The 16422-nt window shown below is 69.4% G+C and carries 12 protein-coding genes and 5 pseudogenes; 10 read left to right on the top strand and 7 right to left on the bottom strand.

Annotated features, from left to right (window positions below):
- Nucleotides 1-303 precede the first annotated feature (303 nt).
- Nucleotides 304-1893: a glycoside hydrolase family 32 protein gene (locus tag AVL59_RS23495; RefSeq protein ID WP_067307730.1), complete on the bottom strand. Its 1590-nt coding sequence runs from the start codon at nt 1891-1893 to the stop codon at nt 304-306.
- 223 nt (nt 1894-2116) lie between these two features.
- Between AVL59_RS23495 and AVL59_RS23500 the strand changes: the two genes are divergently transcribed.
- From AVL59_RS23500 to AVL59_RS23515, 4 genes are read left to right on the top strand one after another with little or no spacing between them, the layout of a single operon-like run.
- On the top strand, nt 2117-3526 hold the full coding sequence (locus tag AVL59_RS23500) for an extracellular solute-binding protein (protein WP_067307733.1): 1410 nt from the start codon (nt 2117-2119) through the stop codon (nt 3524-3526).
- The gene (locus AVL59_RS23505) at nt 3523-4473 is read left to right on the top strand and encodes a carbohydrate ABC transporter permease (protein ID WP_067307734.1); all 951 of its coding nucleotides are present in this window, start codon (nt 3523-3525) and stop codon (nt 4471-4473) included. The genes AVL59_RS23500 and AVL59_RS23505 overlap by 4 nt, the downstream gene beginning before the upstream one ends.
- A gap of 13 nt (nt 4474-4486) precedes the next feature.
- The gene (locus AVL59_RS23510) at nt 4487-5341 is read left to right on the top strand and encodes a carbohydrate ABC transporter permease (RefSeq protein WP_067307740.1); all 855 of its coding nucleotides are present in this window, start codon (nt 4487-4489) and stop codon (nt 5339-5341) included.
- The gene (locus tag AVL59_RS23515; protein WP_067307741.1) at nt 5338-6729 is read left to right on the top strand and encodes a glycoside hydrolase family 32 protein; all 1392 of its coding nucleotides are present in this window, start codon (nt 5338-5340) and stop codon (nt 6727-6729) included. The genes AVL59_RS23510 and AVL59_RS23515 overlap by 4 nt, the downstream gene beginning before the upstream one ends.
- Here AVL59_RS23515 and AVL59_RS23520 read toward each other — a convergent pair.
- The gene (locus AVL59_RS23520) at nt 6692-7756 is read right to left on the bottom strand and encodes a LacI family DNA-binding transcriptional regulator (protein ID WP_067307743.1); all 1065 of its coding nucleotides are present in this window, start codon (nt 7754-7756) and stop codon (nt 6692-6694) included. The genes AVL59_RS23515 and AVL59_RS23520 overlap by 38 nt on opposite strands.
- 301 nt (nt 7757-8057) lie before the next feature.
- Between AVL59_RS23520 and AVL59_RS23525 the strand changes: the two genes are divergently transcribed.
- Nucleotides 8058-8321, top strand: a complete 264-nt coding sequence (locus tag AVL59_RS23525) for a hypothetical protein (RefSeq protein WP_159400032.1) — start codon at nt 8058-8060, stop codon at nt 8319-8321.
- Between the two features lie 395 nt (nt 8322-8716).
- Here AVL59_RS23525 and AVL59_RS23530 read toward each other — a convergent pair whose 3' ends face one another.
- Nucleotides 8717-9373: an NADPH-dependent F420 reductase gene (locus AVL59_RS23530; RefSeq protein ID WP_237281634.1), complete on the bottom strand. Its 657-nt coding sequence runs from the start codon at nt 9371-9373 to the stop codon at nt 8717-8719.
- Between the two features lie 76 nt (nt 9374-9449).
- On the opposite strand from AVL59_RS23530, the gene AVL59_RS23535 reads away from it, so the two are divergent.
- A complete protein-coding gene (locus tag AVL59_RS23535) occupies nt 9450-9800 on the top strand; it encodes a winged helix-turn-helix transcriptional regulator (protein ID WP_067307751.1) in 351 nt (116 codons plus the stop codon).
- A gap of 41 nt (nt 9801-9841) precedes the next feature.
- Here the strand turns inward: AVL59_RS23535 and AVL59_RS49050 are convergent.
- A pseudogene (locus AVL59_RS49050) lies at nt 9842-10314 on the bottom strand (IS5 family transposase); the annotation flags it as partial.
- A 74-nt stretch (nt 10315-10388) separates the two neighbouring features.
- Here AVL59_RS49050 and AVL59_RS50770 point away from each other — a divergent pair.
- Together AVL59_RS50770 and AVL59_RS23550 are read left to right on the top strand one after the other, a co-directional pair.
- Complete coding sequence (locus AVL59_RS50770; protein WP_079146922.1) at nt 10389-11462, top strand: IS630 family transposase; 1074 nt, start codon at nt 10389-10391, stop codon at nt 11460-11462.
- Nucleotides 11463-11573: 111 nt separating this feature from the next.
- Nucleotides 11574-13226 carry a hypothetical protein gene (locus AVL59_RS23550; RefSeq protein WP_067307757.1) on the top strand — a complete coding sequence of 551 codons (1653 nt, stop codon included), beginning with the start codon at nt 11574-11576 and terminating at the stop codon, nt 13224-13226.
- Between the two features lie 63 nt (nt 13227-13289).
- Here AVL59_RS23550 and AVL59_RS23555 read toward each other — a convergent pair.
- A pseudogene (locus AVL59_RS23555) lies at nt 13290-13634 on the bottom strand (transposase); the annotation flags it as partial.
- Nucleotides 13635-13847: 213 nt separating this feature from the next.
- Between AVL59_RS23555 and AVL59_RS23560 the strand changes: the two are divergent.
- Nucleotides 13848-14105 (top strand): annotated as a pseudogene (locus tag AVL59_RS23560) (GNAT family N-acetyltransferase); the annotation flags it as partial.
- A 72-nt stretch (nt 14106-14177) separates the two neighbouring features.
- Here AVL59_RS23560 and AVL59_RS23565 read toward each other — a convergent pair.
- Together AVL59_RS23565 and AVL59_RS54765 are read right to left on the bottom strand one after the other, a co-directional pair.
- Complete coding sequence (locus AVL59_RS23565; protein WP_237281636.1) at nt 14178-14894, bottom strand: serine integrase family protein; 717 nt, start codon at nt 14892-14894, stop codon at nt 14178-14180.
- Nucleotides 14895-14967: 73 nt separating this feature from the next.
- A pseudogene (locus AVL59_RS54765) lies at nt 14968-15135 on the bottom strand (hypothetical protein); the annotation flags it as partial.
- 170 nt (nt 15136-15305) lie between these two features.
- Between AVL59_RS54765 and AVL59_RS56585 the strand changes: the two are divergent.
- A pseudogene (locus tag AVL59_RS56585) lies at nt 15306-16392 on the top strand (IS30 family transposase).
- The last annotated feature ends 30 nt before the right edge of the window (nt 16393-16422 follow it).

Consider the following 16422-nt stretch of genomic DNA (forward strand, 5'->3'; position numbering starts at 1 on the left):
GGGAGGGTCTCGCCAGCTCGCGAACGGGGCTCGTACTCGACCGCGGCGGATTCCCCTTCCAACGCGCAGGGGCTCCGCCGGGGCAAGGTCCGGGGAGAGCCGCGTTCGCCCGGTTTGATCTCGGAATGCGGTGGGAGGTCAGGACAGCCTCGCCGACATGAGCCATACGGCCCGGACGCGGAAGACGTTCGGCTTCGCCGCGTCAGCGGGGCGGAGCACTGATCCTTCCAGGACCGGGCGGCCCGTTCCGGTGTTGCCGATCGGGTTCACGCGTATGGTGTGCACCCGCGCCCCTGGCTGGCCTCACACCGAGAACTCGCGTACCACCGTGTTGTGGAACACCGCGCTGCCGCCGATCGTGAACAGTGCGAGCCGGGTGTCCAGCAGGTACGGGAACACCTGGCTGGTGTGCACGTAGCGGCCGTCGTCGACGAACATCTCCACCGACGTGCGGTCCACCAGGATGCGCAGCTTCACCGTGCCGGCGGACGGGTCGAACGGGGTGTGGCTCTCCTGCCATTTGCCGGACGTGTCGGCGTTCACCGTGTTGCGTCGGTTGAGGAAGACGTAGTTGGCGTAGATCCCGGCATCGATGTGCCGACCGCCGTCGGGTGAGCGCCTCAGCTGGAGGCCGGCGCCGGTGAGTCGGGACCAGGTGATCTCGGTCGTCACCTCGTAGGAGATACCGGTGTAGTCGAGCACCTTCGTGCCGTCCACGGTCACGTCGCCCAGGTTCACGGTGCGGGAGACATGCGAGTCGAGGCCGGCGACGGGCTTGGAGGCGAGGTAGTAGGTGTTGTCGGATGCCTTCTTCAGGGTGATCTCGCGAACGATGGAGTCGGTGCCGTTGAAGCCGTCGCAGTCGATGGTGGGAGTGGTGTCGGCGTAGTCCCAGTCGTTCACCCATCCGATCGCGTACCGGGCAGCCGCGTCCACCGCGCCGCTCGCGTCCCGCTTCTCGAAGGTGACGGCGGCGTACCAGTCCCAGCCGTGGTCGAGCCACTGCGGGTCACTCGCCTCAGCGGTGAACGCGCTGCCGTCGAAGGAACCCGTCCAGTAGGCGTACGTGTTGGGCAGCCCCGAGCTCTTCCCGTTGGCGCTCGCGCCGAGCACCCATTTCACGGTGCCGTCATCGGCGGTGATGCGGAACAGGTCGGGGCACTCCAGGACGCCGATGCCGTCGTGGACGAAACCGTTCACGTACGTCCAGGACTTGAGGTCGTCGGAGTGGTAGAAACCGATCTTGTCGTTCTCGGCGAGGGCCATCATCCAGCGGCCCCGGTCCTCGTCGCGGATCACCTTGGGGTCGCGGAAGTCGGCGACGCCTGGGTTGGGCAGGACGGGGTCGGTTCCGTAGTTGTCGAAGGTGAGGCCGCCGTCGGTCGAGTAGTACAGGAACTGCTCCTGGTGGTCGGTGCCGCCGCCGGGGGACATGGTGACGATGACGACGACCGCGCCCGCGCCGAATCCGGCCGAGTTGCCGGTGTCGACCACCGCCGAACCCGACCAGAGATCGCCGTTGGGCGTGGTGTCCTTGGGCACGGCGACGCCGCGGTCGGCGAAGGAGACCAGGTCCTTGGTGGTGGCCAGGCGCCACGCGGTGCCGACGGCACCGGTGAAGTAGTCGGCGTTGTAGAGGTAGTAGTAGTGGTACTCGCCGTCGATCCAGACGGGCCGCTGCGGGTCGTTCTTCCACTGGTCGGGGACCGTGAAGTGGTACGCGGCGCGGTAACTCGCCCCGCTCGCCGCGGACTTGGTCCTGCTCTTGGCCGTGGCCCCGGGCTTGGGCTCCGGGGCGGCCGTGGCCGCTGCGGTGGGCAACAGCGCGGCGGCGGTGCCCGCCGCCGATCCCGCGAACAGTGATCTCCTGGAAATCCCCGATGTTCCGGGCATGACGCATCGTTCCTCTCGTGGCGGCCCATGAGGGCCCGTGGCGGCTCGTCACGCACGCGAGTGCGACTCACAACGCGGAGGGCGTGAAAATTCGGCTCATGTGAACGAGGACTGTAGACCTAACTCGTTAAAGGTCAAGCGTTCCGGACCCTTGACAGGCCTGCTGCCCGGTTCACATCATCTGGGGCATCAACCCTGATCTAACACGAGTTAGGCCCGTTTGATGACTGACTCGCACCTCCCCCGCCGCACGCTGCTGCGGTACGGCGCATACGGGGCCGGAGCAGCCGCCCTGGCCGCGACCGCCGCGAGCTGGGACCGGCTCACGGGAGCCGACATCCCCGGCCGTGACGACGGCTCCCTCGTCGTCGCCACCCTCGGCTCCGCCTTCGACCCGGCCACCGTCGACGCCCTCACCAAGGGCTTCCACCGGCTCCACCCCGACATCCCGCTGCGGGTGAACGCGGTGCAGGCCGTCGACTGGTCGGATTTCTTCGCGAAGATCCTCACCCAGATCGCCGCGGGCACCGCCCCCGACCTGGTGTATGTGGCCACCGAGGGCGTGCAGTTGTTCGCCCGGCGGCTCGGCGTGCCCCTGGACCGCTGGGTGCGGCGGGACGCGGCACAGCTGCGTGAGTACTTCGCCGACGTCCACCCCTCGCTGGTGGAGTCGATGATGTACGAGGGGAACCTCTACCAACTGCCGATGGAGTTCAACGCCGCCGACATCTACCTCAACAAGCAGGTGCTGAAACGGGCAGGCGCGGGTTTCCCGGCGGCCGACTGGAGCCGCGACGACTTCACCGCGCTGCTGCGGGAGATGAAACGTGCCGGCGATGCGCACTTCACGCCGTACTTCTGGACCAACCGGCTGTGGGGCGGCGTGGTGCCCTGGCTCTTCGCGAACGGCACGAACCTGCTGAAGGAGTCGAAGGCGCCCGGCGGCTCCTGGCTGTGGGACACCTTCTACCCGGCCGCCGACCGGCAGGGGCGCGGCGGGGGCTTCCGCTGGACGACCCCGCAGGCCACCGCCGACCGGGTCGAGGAGGCGTACGACTATCTCGCCTCCCTCGTTCAGGAGGACCTGTGCACCCGGCCCGAGGGCGGCAACGGCAGCAATCTGGTCGGCGTGTTCTCCACCAGCCGCGTCGGCGTCACACCGGCGGGCGGCTTCTGGGCGGGCGGCCTGCATCTGGCCGGCATGCGGGCCGCCGACTACGACGTGCAGTACTTCCCACGCTGGCGTACCCAGCGCCACCAGTTCGGCGCGGCGGGCTACGCGCTGCTGCGCACCTCGAAGAAGCAGGAAGCCGCCTGGGAGTTCATCAAATACGCGGCCCGCAAGGACACCATGACCCGGCTGTTCCAGAGCAACCAGACCACCCCGGCCCGGCGTTCGATGCTGAACGCCGCACGCTACGCCGCGAGCGGCCCGGCACACTGGCAGGTCTTCTACGACACCCTCGACCGGTTTCCCGACACCGGCCCGATCCCCGCGCCGCCGCAGGTCGCCGAGGTGACCGACGTCCTGCTCAAGTACACCGGCACCGCGCTGGCCTCGCCGCGTGCGGTGGGTCCCGCGCTGCGCCGGATGCAGGGCGACCTGGAGCAGGCCATGGAGCGTGAGGTATGACGAACACCCAGGTCCCGGCCGTACGTCCGCGGCCCTCCACGCCACCCGCCGTCGCCGAGCGGCCGTCTGTCCGCGACCGCGGCGCCCGGCTGCTGGCCGCGCTGTTCCTGGCGCCCACGGTCGTCGGCATCGTCGTCTTCACGGTCGTGCCGATCATCGGGTCCATCGTGCTGAGCCTGTTCCACTGGAACGTGATCGACCCGCCCCGTTTCGCCGGCGGCGCCAACTACCGCACGACCTTCACGGACTCGACCGTCCTGGTCTCCTTCCGCAACACGCTCCTTTTCATGGTCCTCGCGGTCGCGCTGCAACTGCTGATCGCGCTGGCGCTGGCGCTCGCGCTGAACGGGCGGATGCCGGTGTGGCTGCGGTCGGTGTTCCGTTCGGCGTTCTTCTTCCCGCTGGTGCTGTCCGCCGCTTCGATCTCGGTGGTGATGAAGTACCTGTTCAACCAGGACTTCGGGGTGGTGAACTGGCTGATCGGCCTGGTCGGCGTCGCGCCCGTGCCCTGGCTGACCTCGGAGCACGCGGCGATGGCCACGGTGATCCTGGTCTACGTCTGGCAGCAGTTCGGTTTCTCGTTCCTGCTGTTCGTCGGCGGTCTGAACAACATCCCCAAGGAGATCCACGAGGCCGCCGCTCTCGACGGCGCGACCGGCCTGCGCAAGCACCTCGGCATCACGCTGCCGCTGCTGTCGCCGACGCTGCTCGTCGCGTCGGTGGTCGGCATCATCAATGCCCTGCAGGTCTTCGAACAGCCCTACGTCCTCACCGACGGCGGACCCGGCGACGCCACCCGCACCGTGGTGATGGTGATCTACGAGAGGGCCTTCGAGCAGCTCGACTTCGGCGAGGCATCCGCGGTGGGCGTGCTGCTCTTCGTGCTGATCATGGCGGTCACCGCCCTCCAGTTCCGGCTCAGCCGGCGTTTCGTCCACTACCAGTGAGCCGGTGAGCCGCATGAGCCAAGCAACCCCGACCCTGAGTCGCGTACGTTACTCACTCACCCCCTGGGCCCGGATCGCTGGACTGACCGTGTGCGCCCTGCTGACGCTGGGCCCGGTCATCTGGACCGTCGCCACCTCACTGCGCACTCCGGCCCAGTCCTTCGACCTGCCCCCGCAGATCATCCCGACGCACCCGACGACCGCGGCCTACCGCGGGGTCTTCCAGCAGATCGACGTGTGGCTGCTCGCCCTGAACTCCACGCTGGTGACGGCACTGATCGCCGTCGGCCAGATGATCACGGCGGGCCTGGCCGGATACGCCTTCGCACGCCTGGAGTTCCGTCTCAAGAAGCCGCTCTTCGGCCTGGTCCTGGCGACCATGATGGTGCCGTTGCAGGTCACCATCGTGCCGGTATTCCTGGTGCTGAAGTCGATGGGCCTCACCGACACGCTCCTCGGCCTGATCATCCCGGCCTTCCCGACGGCCTTCGGCACTTTCCTGATGCGCCAGTACTTCCTCGGTATGCCGAAGGACCTGGGCGAGGCGGCCATGCTGGACGGTGCGGGGCCCTGGCGGATCTTCCGCTCGGTGTACTCGCCGCTGGCCACACCCGGCCTGGCGATCGTCGGCGTGCTGGCCTTCAACTACCACTGGAACGAGTTCTTCCGTCCACTGATCCTGGAGACCTCCAGCCAGAACTACACGCTTCCGCTGGGTCTGGTCTCCCTGCAGGGCAACCTCGGCACCGGGTCGATCTCGGTGGTCCTGGCCGGGGTCGTGCTCTCGATGCTCCCCGCCGTCGCCGTGTTCGTCGTCGGCCAGCGCCCTCTGCGCGAGGGCATCACCTCGGCAGGAGTCAACCGGTGAGCCACGACCCCCACGCACCTCGGTTCCGGATCAGTCCGGCCTGGGGCTGGATCAACGACCCCAACGGTCCGTTCCGTTGGCGCGGCCGCCGGCACCTCTTCTACCAGTACAACCCGGACGCCCCGGTCCACGCCGACATCCACTGGGGCCACGCCTCCAGCCGCGACCTCGTCCACTGGGAACACCACCCGGTCGCCCTCACGCCGACGCCGGGCGGCCCCGACGAGGCCGGTTGCTGGTCGGGCTGCGTGATCGACGACGCCGGCACACCGACCGCCGTATACACGGGAGTCGACCGTGCCCACGCCGGACTCGGCACCATCTGCCTGGCGCGGGCGGCGGACCCGGACGACGAGCGGCTGACCGAGTGGAAGCCGCTACCGACGCCGGTGGTGGCAGGGTCGCCGCCGGGACTGGACGTGGTGATGTTCCGCGACCCGTTCGTCTTCCGCTGCGCGGGCAGGCGCTGGGCCCTCGTCGGGGCCGGGCACGCCGACGGCACGCCGTCGGTCCTGCTCTACGACTGCGACGACCTGACCGACTGGCGGTTCGCCGGTGTGCTGCTGGACGGCAAGGACCCGGTGGCCGTGGGCGTGTTCGGCGACAAGTCGGTGGGCTGGGAGTGCCCGCACCTGTACCGGACAGCAGGCGGCGACCACGTGCTTCTGGTGTCCCTGTGGGACGGAGATCCCTGCTCCACCGGATACCTGACCGGTCGTCTGCAGGCCGATGGCCAGCGCGCGTTGAGGTTTGTGTCGCGCGCCGGCGGCCGGCTCGACCAGGGGCGGGACTTCTACGCTCCCGCCGTGCTCCAGGAGCCGGACCGCGCACTGCTGTGGGGCTGGTCGTGGGAGGCCCGCCCGCAAGAGGAGATGCACCGGGCCGGATGGGCGGGCGTACTCACCGCGCCACGGGTCGTCGACATCCACCCCGACGGTTCACTGCGGGTGAGTCCGGCCCCGGAACTCGACCTGCTGCGCCCGGCCGAGCCGTTCGTCACCGCGCCGGGCCGGGTGCCGCTTCCCCACACGTACGACCTGACGGTCACCGCATGTGAACCGACCACGGCGAGCCTGCTCCGGGGCGCGGCGGGCCGGGAGCTGACCGTCCGGGCGGACCCTGCCACGGGGACCGTCGTTCTCGACCGCAGCGCCTGGCCCCGGACCGGCAGGGAAGGCTCCGCCCCGATCACCGTGCATGTGCCGAAGGGGCCGGAACTCGCGCTCCGGCTGCTCGTCGACGGCTCGCTCCTCGAACTCTTCGTCGCGGAACGGGCCATGGTCACCGAGCGCGTCTACCGGCGCCCCGGCGACATCGCCGAGCTGGTCGTCGACGGGCCGGGTGCCCGGGTCACCGGGTGGGCGCCGGACCCACGGAGGCGCGGCTGACCACAGGGCAGGCCAGGCGCCGGACGGTCGCGGGCGGCGTACGGCCGGCTTCGATGGCATCCAAGACCAGCCGGGCCGCCGCCTCGCCCATCGCCCGGTGCGGCAGCGCGACCGAGGTGAGCGGCGGTGTGAGGAACGCGGCCATGTGCTCCTGGTCGTCGTAACCGACCACGGACAGATCGGCGGGCACGTCGATCCCGAGCCGGGTCGCGGCGTGCAGGACACCCGCCGCGACCCGGTCGTTGTAGCACAGGACGCCAGTGGGGCGACGGCCCGGCTCGACCCCGTCGAGCAGGCGCAGCGCCCCCGCGTATCCGGCGGAGATCTCCCCGCCGCCGCGCACGATCCACTCCTCGGGCACGGTGACGCCCTCGGCGCGCAGCGCGTCCCGGAAGCCGCGGGTACGTTCCACCGAGGCGATGTCGTCCAGACCGCCGATCACGGCGAGCCGGCGGTGGCCCGCACCGAGCAGCAGCCGGGCCGCGGTACGGCCACCGGCGCGCTCGGCAGGGACCACGGCGGGCAGCGAGTCGTCCTCGGGCAGGCAGTTGGCCAGCACGGAGTGGGTGCGGTGCAGGCCCTCGGGGACGCGGACCCGGCGCAGTGACATGGCCGCGTAGATGATGCCGTCCACGCGCCGGTCGAGCAGTTCCGCGACGGCCGCGTCCTCCTTGGCCGGGTCACCGCCGGAGTCGACGGTGAGGACGAGATGGTCGCTGGCCCAGGCGGTCTCCATGGCGCCGCGCAGCAGCCGACCGGCGAACGGCGAGGACGCGATCTCATCGGTGACCAGCCCGATCACGGCCGTACGGCGACGGCGCAGACCGCGGGCCACCGGGTCGGGGCGGTAGCCCAGCCGGGCCGCGGCCTGCCGGATGCGTTCCTGGGTGGCGGGCGAGAGGTTGCCCTCGGCTCGGCCGTTGAACACGAAGGACACCGCGGTGTGCGACACGCCGGCGAGCCGGGCGACGTCCCGTGACGTCGGGCGCCCGGTGCCCGTGCTCCTGCTCTCCTCGGCACCGCCCACGCCGTCCGCCGCCCTCGCCCAGCCCGTCCCTGTCAATCACCGTCCACCTTATCCGCGGGGAGCGCCACGGCACACGGGAGATCCTCAGGGCGCCGCGGCGTGGGCGTCCGATTTGATCACCGGATTCCCCGGAGGGCGGGGACCGCTTCGGACTGGGCGTAAGCACGTCATCCGCCGGCGATGCTGACCCGCCGGCCCGGTGGAGGGTAGCGCGGGCCAGACCGCGCAAGCCGCTCACGACGACCGGGCTGTGGTGGCGGACCTGACTGGCGCCCTCGCTGAAGGTGACGTCCTTGGTCCGGTGGACGGTGTTCTCGATGACCCAGTACGCACGTGCTCGGGCCGCGATCTTCTTCGCGGTGGCCTGCTCGGCGCGCAGACCGGTGACAGCGTAGGCGGTCTCGGCCTGCCGCTCCTTCTCGCCGATGCGGCGGCGCTTGCGGCGGATGCGCACCACCTGGCGGGCATGCAGGAAGCGCAGTCTGCTGACGGTGACGATCTTGACTTCGCGGATCTCTTCCCAGCCCTCCCGCGTTCGCGGGAACAGTCCAGAATGGGGACATGACTCCAGGGCAGCGGGCTCAACTGTCGTGCCAGGGACGGCTGGTTGTTCTTCTCCGCCAACAGGTAGCGCGCGCTCGGCGGTCTTCAACGAGGTAGCTGGCCCCGGTCCGGCACCCACCGCCACCCCACCGGTCCGTGGCCAGCATCCGCGCAGAACGCCGTCCCAGCTCGCCTCGCCCTCATGCCCTACTATCGCCGATGACGATCAGACACCGAAAAATGAGCGTTTCCGCCGCTCAGAGCCCTGCACTGGTGGGGCGGGTGGGACTCGAACCCACGGCCGACGGATTACGAGCCCTTTGAGGATCTTGGCGACCCTTGTCGGCAAATGCTCATATTGGCCGTCTTCCCAGTTCAGACGATGTTTAGAGCTGCTAACGCAATGCCCTGGAGGCTTCACGCATTCTCGGCTCGTGGACCTGTCGCATAGGCCAGCGGCGGCGCGATCGCCCGTACGTCCGCCCGCTCCGCCACCCACAGTCCGATGAACAGCGCGGCGGTCGCCTCCAGCAGTCCGGCGCGGTCCAGCCCGCCCCCGGCCACCGGCTCGCAGCCCATGTCCCGCACCAGCTTGCGTGCCAGTGCGAGTGCCGCCTCGTCGTCCCCGCAGATCGGAACGGTCAGGGGCTGACCGTCGAAGACCGGCGGGGTCATCCGCCACACGTCCTCGTGACAGAGGTTGAACGCTTTGACGACGTGCACGCCCGGTGCCGCCGCAGCCAATCGGCGCGCGGCCGAGGGGCCGCCTTCCGTCAGCAGCCGGAAGCCGGGCCCGACCGGATTGGCGCAGTCGAGCAGGACCTTCCCCTTCAGCGCCGACTGATGCTCCCTGACGATGTCCGCTCCCGCGCCGTACGGCAGCGCTGCCAGCACCACCTCGCCGAAGCCGGCTGCCGCCCACAGATTCCCGTGCCCCGCACCGCCGATGCGCGTCGCCAGCCGCTGGGCCTTCTGCTCGTTCCGGCCTCCGACGAACACCTCATGTCCGGCCCGCACCCACTGCGTGGCCAGTGCGTCAGCCATGTTCCCCGTTCCCAGCACACCGATCTTCATCGATACGCCCCTCTCCGCATCTACTCCAACCGCTTTCGGGACGACACTAGGAAACCCGTCAGGCACCATTTGGTACGTGACGACCGACGCCTACCTCGCTGACTGCCGCGCCCGCCTCGCCTTTGACCTCCTCTCCAACACCTGGAACGCCGTGCTGATCTGGGTTCTGCGGGACGGTCCCAGGCGTCCCAGCGAACTACGCGAGCGCATCGGCGGCATCAGTCCCAAGGTCCTGACCGAGACGCTGCGGCGGCTGGAGTTCAACGGGCTGGTGGCACGGCATGCCTATGCCGAAGCGCCACCTCGTGTCGAGTACGAACTCACCGCTCTGGGGCGGACCTTGCTCGGCCCGATCGACGCATTCGGCGCGTGGGCCTTCGAGCACGGCGATGAGGTCATGGCCGCCCAGGAACGAATGGGTGGGTGAGCTCCCAGCCCGTGACCTCGCTTGCACGCGGTGACGCGCTTTCATCGGGATGAGTTCAAGTGCCGCCAGCAGATGAGTGCGCATGCGAGGGTCAGGAAGGCTTCGTGGATGTCGTCGCGGACCTCCCAGCGGATCCGCAGGCGGCGGAACCAGTGCAGGTGGGCGAGAAGGCGCGCTCGACAACCCAGCGTTGAGTGCCCAGCCCGGAGCCGTGCTCGGTGCTTCGCCGGGCGACCAGCGGCTTTACGCCGAGCTTCCACACCAGGCGACGGTACTTGTCGTGGTCGTACCCGCGGTCTGCGAGAACGACGTCCGGTCGGCGCCGTGGTCGGCCGCGCTTGCCCCGCACGGATGGCATGGCTTCGAGGAGCGGGATGAGCTGGGTGACGTCGTTGCGGTTGCCGCCAGTCAGCGTGACAGCGAGCGGGATGCCCGTGCCGTCGGTGATTAGGTGGCGTTTGCTGCCCGTCCTGCCCCGGTCAACAGGGCTTCGTCCGGTCTTGGAGCCCCCTTTACTGACGACGGCGCTTTGATGTCGTCTCGCCGAGATCCGCTGACGGACGGCTCTGACGGCGCTATGTCGTTGGTGTGAGATGCGCGCAAGGCGGCGGGCTGGACGCCGCGGGGCGGGCGCGCCGCGAGGCGTTGCGGATGCAGGCGGCCGCGATGTTCGTCGAGAACGTCACGCCTTCGAAAATCGCCGAGCGGCTGCGGGTGACGGTGCGGTCGGTGTACCGGTGGAGGGCGGATTTCGAGCGCGGCGGGACGGCGGTGCTGGCAAGCCGGGGCCCGCTGGGGCAGCGGTGCAAGCTCAGTACGAAGTCGCAGGCCAAGCTGGCCCGGATGCTTGATGAGGGCCCGGCGGCGTTCGGTTGGGATGAGGACCAGGTGTGGACGGGGGCTCGGGTCGCCAAGCTGATCGGCCGCAAGTTCCATGTCTCCTACAGCGCCGACGCAGCGGCCCGGTTGATCCGTCGGCTCGGCTTCACCCCGCAGATGCCGGCGCGACGGGCCGCCCAGCGCGACGAGCTCGCCATCGCCGCCTGGAAGGAAACAACGTGGCCTGCGATAAGGACACAGGCCGCCCTCGGCGCCTTCGTTTGCTTCGAGGACGAGGCAGGCCAGCATCTGACGCCACCGCGCGGCCGAACCTGGGGACGTCGGGGCCAGACCCCGATCGTGAAGGTGGCCGGGCGCAGCTCCGGGCGGGTGTCGATCGCCGGACTGATCGCGATTCGTCCCGGGGTGCGCACGAGGCTGCTCTACCGGCTGCGCATCCACCGCCGCCGCAAGAACGAGCGACGCTCCTTATCCGAACGCGACTACATCGGGCTGATCGACGCCGCCCACCAGCAGCTGAGAGCCCCGATCATCCTGGTCTGGGACCGGCTGAACACCCACGTCTCGGCAACCATGAAACAGATGATCGCCGGACGGGCCTGGCTGACCGTTGTGCTCCTCCCCGCCTACGCCCCGGACCTGAACCCGGTCGAGGGCGTGTGGTCCCATGTCAAACGCAGCCTGGCCAACCTGGCCGCGGTCACCGTCGATGCGCTGGAGACGCTGATCCGCAACCGACTCAAGCGCCTTCAGTACCGGCCCGCCGTCCTCGACGGCTTCGTCGCTGAGACCAGCCTGACCTTCAACCCGCCACCGCCATGAATTCGCGGGACGCCCTCGTCGGAGACTTGCCCGCCGCGACCGTCCGCCCACAGCGGGCAATCCCCTTGCGCCGCCGCACCAGCGCGGCGATGCTCAAATGCCGTGAGTAGCTTGGAGATCAGCACGCTGACGAGCACTGAGGAGCGACTCTGGCACGCTTTCCCCACCGGTGCCCTGGTCGACCTGCGTTCCGGAGCCGACGACGGCCCCGATAAGGCGACGTCCTGGCCCCGCACCCGTGACGTCCGCGCTGAGGTGATCGCCGCGCTGCTGACCGGCAGCGGGCCTGAAGCCAGCGGCGGCGCGGGCGTCAAACTGGCGGGCGTCCGTGTCGTCGGGCGACTCGCGCTCGCCCACACGCAAGTCCCCTACGTACTCGACTTCGAGCAGTGCTGCTTCGACGACGGCCTGGACCTCGCCGAAGCCGAGACTCGCAGTGTGCGCCTGCGCGGCTGCTACCTCTCTGGGCTGGAAGCATCGCGTGCCCAGATCCGCGGCGAGTTTCAGGTGGAGGGCTGCCGCCTCGGCGGGATCGGCCTCTACGCGGCACGCGTCTTCGAGATCGAGATCAGCGGGACCACGATCACCGCGCCCTCGCCCGATTCACCGGACCCTGACGCAGACTGGACGCCGCCACGCGCCGCCGTCTACGGCGACCTGCTCGTCGTCGACACTGCGATGTACTGCCACGACGTTGTCGTCGACGGACAGTTCCGGCTCCCCGGCGCGCGCATCGGCGGCTACCTGGAGTTGGACGGCGCCCGGATCACCCACGAGGAGCCCAACCTCCCACCCACGCCCGCCCTGCTGGCGCAGGGGTTGCGCGTCGACACCGGCATGTTCGCGCGCCGTGGCAACACCCGAGCGAAGAACCGGTTCACCGTCACCGGCGGTGTCGACCTCAGCGGTGCCACGATCAAGGGCGGGCTCATGCTGCCCGATGCCGACCTGGTGGACGACTGCGGTGGAACTGCGCTGCGCGCGGATCACATTTCGGTCGAGGGCGGTGTCAACCTGTCAGGCCTCACGGCTTCGGGCGGGGTCCGGCTCGACTCGGCCCGCGTCGTCGGGCCGCTCACGCTGAGCGGTGCGCAACTGGGCACGCTCGACGCCTCCGGCGCACGCGTCGAGGGGGCGATGGTCTGCAATGAGGGCTTTACCGCGCACCGCTTGGATCTGCGGCGGGCACGGACTGCGACGTTCGAGGACGACGCCGCGTCCTGGCCCGTCAAGCTGCGCCTGGACGGCTTCGTCTATGACGAACTGATGCCTTTGCCGACGGCGGGGACACGACTGCCCTGGCTGGCTCGTGACGCCTATCAGCCTCAGCCCTATGAGCGGTTGGCCGCGTGCTACCGAGCGGTGGGGCGTGACGGCGAGTCACGGCGGGTGCTGCTGGCTCAGCAACGGCGGCGACGTGAGGCGGCGGGCGTGCCGACGAAAGTGTGGGGCCTTCTCCAGGACGCAACGGTCGGGTACGGGTATCGGCCCTGGCTGGCGGGGCTGTGGTTGTTGGGCCTGCTCGCCGCCGGATCGGTCTACTTCGCGTCCCACCGTCCTGCACCGCTGGGTGCGGGCGGCCCGCATTTCAACGCGGTCGCATACACGCTCGACCTTTTAGTGCCGGTGGTTAGCCTCGGTCAATCGGGTGCGTGGAATCCGAGCGGGTCCGGTCAGGTGCTGGCCTATGCGCTGATCATCAGTGGCTGGACGCTGGCCACGACGCTGTTCGCGGGGGTCACACGAATCCTGGTGCGGCCTTGAGATAACAGGTCTCTCTGCGGCTGGCGCACCAGTCACGACATGACATCAAACCGTCGTCCTCAGTAACGCCCGGATGTGCGAGCCGTCGACCGCAGCACGGGAGAAGTCCAGCACGTTCGCGCTGCGGAGTTTGGCCAGGAGAACCTCATGGAGCCGGGGCCACACACCAGCCTCGGTCCACTCGGCCAGGCGACGCCAGCACGTCATGCCCGAGCCGAAGCCGAGCTCCTGCGGCAGGTGTTCCCAGGCGATTCCGGTATGCAGCACGAACAGGATGCCTTGGAACACCAATCGGTCCGGATGGCGCCTACGCCCGGGATGATGCGTCCGCCGCTCCACCCTCGGCAGCAGCGGTTCGATCACCGTCCACAGCTCGTCATCAACATGCCACGGCTTCGGCCGAGCCACCCCACACCCCCGGATCGCCAGTCCCGGAGTGATCCAACCACCCCGAAGATCATTTCGTTAGGAGTTCTAAGTGAGCTGGTCCGGCTCCGGGGTCCGGCGGCCGGGCTGCGGGACCGTGAGCTGGCGGGAGTGACGGGCGAGAGCCTTGTCGGCGATGTAGTCATCCAGGCCGGGCGGGAACGCGCGGCCGCGCAGGGTCTCGCCAAGGTGGCTGCCGGGAAGGCCGAGTTCGGCTACCTCCTTCTGCCGGAGGCCTGGGGACGCGGATACGCCGCCGAGGCGTGCGCAGCGGCACTGGACTGGTTTGCCGACGCACTTCCCGGCGAACCAGTCGTACTCGCCACCCAGAGCGCCAACGAGCGCTCGATGCGCCTGGCGGCGAAGCTTGGCTTCATCGAGGTAGAGCGGTTCGAGGCCTACGGCGCTGAGCAGTGGTTCGGCATGTGGTCCCCGGTCGCGCTGTCCGAGTGAGGTCGTGCTCGGCTGTGTCCGCACTCATCCGGGTGTGAGTAGTTGCGGTACAGGAAATCCCGGTGAGATTGATCATGATCCGGGCGGCACGAGTGTGCTCACCCGGTTCTCGTACTCACGACGGGCCTTGCGCTGGGCCGGGGCCACCGGGACGCCCTGGCAGCCGTCGAGCGGCCGGCAGCGGGCGAGGAGCTGGCGGTGCACGGCCGGGACGGCGGTGACGCGCAGGGTGTACCCCTGGCCACGCCGCACGACCACCCCCTGGTCGAGCGCGTCCCGCTCGGCGGGCTCCAGTTCGATCGCGCGGAGGAAGTCGGCAACCTTGCCGGGCATGTCGAGGGTGACCGGCAGCTCCGGGATGGGGGCGTCCTCCGTGGTGGCGGTGTGGTCGTGCAGGAGGTCGGCGACGGCGGTGCGGATGGCGCCGCGGCTGACCTCGTGGTCACGGGCGAGGGCTGCGATGGAGCGGCCCTCCAGGTACGCGGCGCGCACGTCGGCGGTCCTGTCGGCAGGAACGGCGGGGCGGCGGCCGCCCTTGCTGCCCTTGGTCTCGGCGGCGCGCAGTCCGTCGTAGATCAGCTCGCGCTGGAGGTCGCGTTGGAGTTCGCCGGCGGCGAGGGTCTGCACCATGAACTTCACGGTGGACAGCAGCTCGCCGGTGCGCGGGGGGCGGGCGGTGAGGTCCAACGCGGAGAACGCGCCGTCGTGGATGCGCAGCGCCACTTGATCGCGGTGGAGGATGTCGAGCACGTCGAGGATGTGCCCGGTGCCGCGTACGAGGCGGAACATCTCGGAGATGTGCAGTGTCCCCGGGCCGAGCGTAGTCGAGGAGCGCGCGGTACTTCGGGCGCTGGAGGGGGTGAAGGCGGCTGGAGGTGCCTGGGTCTTCCTCGAAGACGACGGGGTCCTCGATCCCGGCCTCGTCGAGGACGAGGCTCTGTCGGGCGGTGGACTGCTGGTCGGTCGAGACCCGCTTGTAGACCAGGTTCGCCACCGAGAAGCCCCTTCCGTACGGAGGATCGGACCCCATCTGTCGTCAAACCCTGTCAGCAATCGCCGTCGGATCTGATTGGATTCGGGCCGCTGCGAACCCCCGGATTGCGCGGGTTCATTGGACGCGTCGGCCGCCTGTCGGCAAACGATGGCACCCTCAAGTGATCAACGCACCACCCACGGATGATCATGGTCGTGGAGGCACAGGTGCGTGACTATGGGTTTTCGTCGGCTCAGCAGGACGAGATCTGGAGACGCTGGCGTGAAGGGCAGTCGTTCAGTTTGATGGGGCGGGCGCTTGGGGCGCCGATGCATCACGTTCGCCGGTTTCTGTACCAGAGCGGCGGCGTCCGCCAGGCCCCGCAGCAGCGGTCGAAGCGGCATTTCACCGGCAGCGAGCGAGAGGAGATATCCCGCGGTATCGCGGCCGGCGAGTCGGCCCGGCGTTTGGCCAAGCGACTGGGCAGATCAGCGTCAACCGTCTCCCGCGAGATCGCCCGCAACGGCGGCCGGGACCACTACCGTGCTGCGCCCGCAGACGCGGCCGCCTACGCGCGTGGGCGGCGGCCCAAGCAGGCCAAGCTCGCCCAACAGCCCGCTCTGCGGGCGCTGGTGGAGGCCAAATTGGCCCTGTGCTGGTCGCCTGAGCAGATCGCGGGCCGGCTGCGACGTCAGTTCCCCGGCGACGTCTCCATGCAGGTCTCGCACGAGGCGATCTACCTCTCGCTCTTCGACCCGCGTCGTCGCCGGGCGTGGCGTGATCCGCGGCATGGTGTCCATCAGCGCCCGCCCCGCCGAGGTCGAGGACCGCAAGGTGCCTGGCCACTGGGAGGGCGACCTCGTGATGGGCACACGGCCCTCGGCGGTCGCGACGCTCGTCGAGCGCACCAGCCGCTACACCGCCATCGTGGCGTTGCCCGACGGCATCAAGGCCGAGCAGGTCGCACCGCACCTCACCCGCGGCCTTCTCGGCATCCCACCCCGGTTGCGGCGGACGCTCACCTGGGACCGGGGACGTGAGATGGCCGAACACCAGCCCATCACCGCCGAGACGGGTATGCCGATCTATCTCTGCAAGCCGCGGAGCCCGTGGCAGCGCGGCACCAACGAGAACACCAACCGGCTGTTGCGGAAGTACCTCCCCAAGGGCGCAGACCTCCGCACGTTCAGCCAGGCCGACCTCGACGCCATCGCCCACGAGCTCAACCACCGTCCGCGCAAGACCCACGGCTACCGAACTCCGGCAGAGGTCTGCGCTGACCTCCTGAACAGCGGTGATGCGCTGACCGCTTGAGCTCGCCATCGTCTGCCGACAGGGCAACGC

The organism is Streptomyces griseochromogenes (assembly GCF_001542625.1).
Taxonomy (GTDB): Bacteria; Actinomycetota; Actinomycetes; order Streptomycetales; family Streptomycetaceae; genus Streptomyces; species Streptomyces griseochromogenes.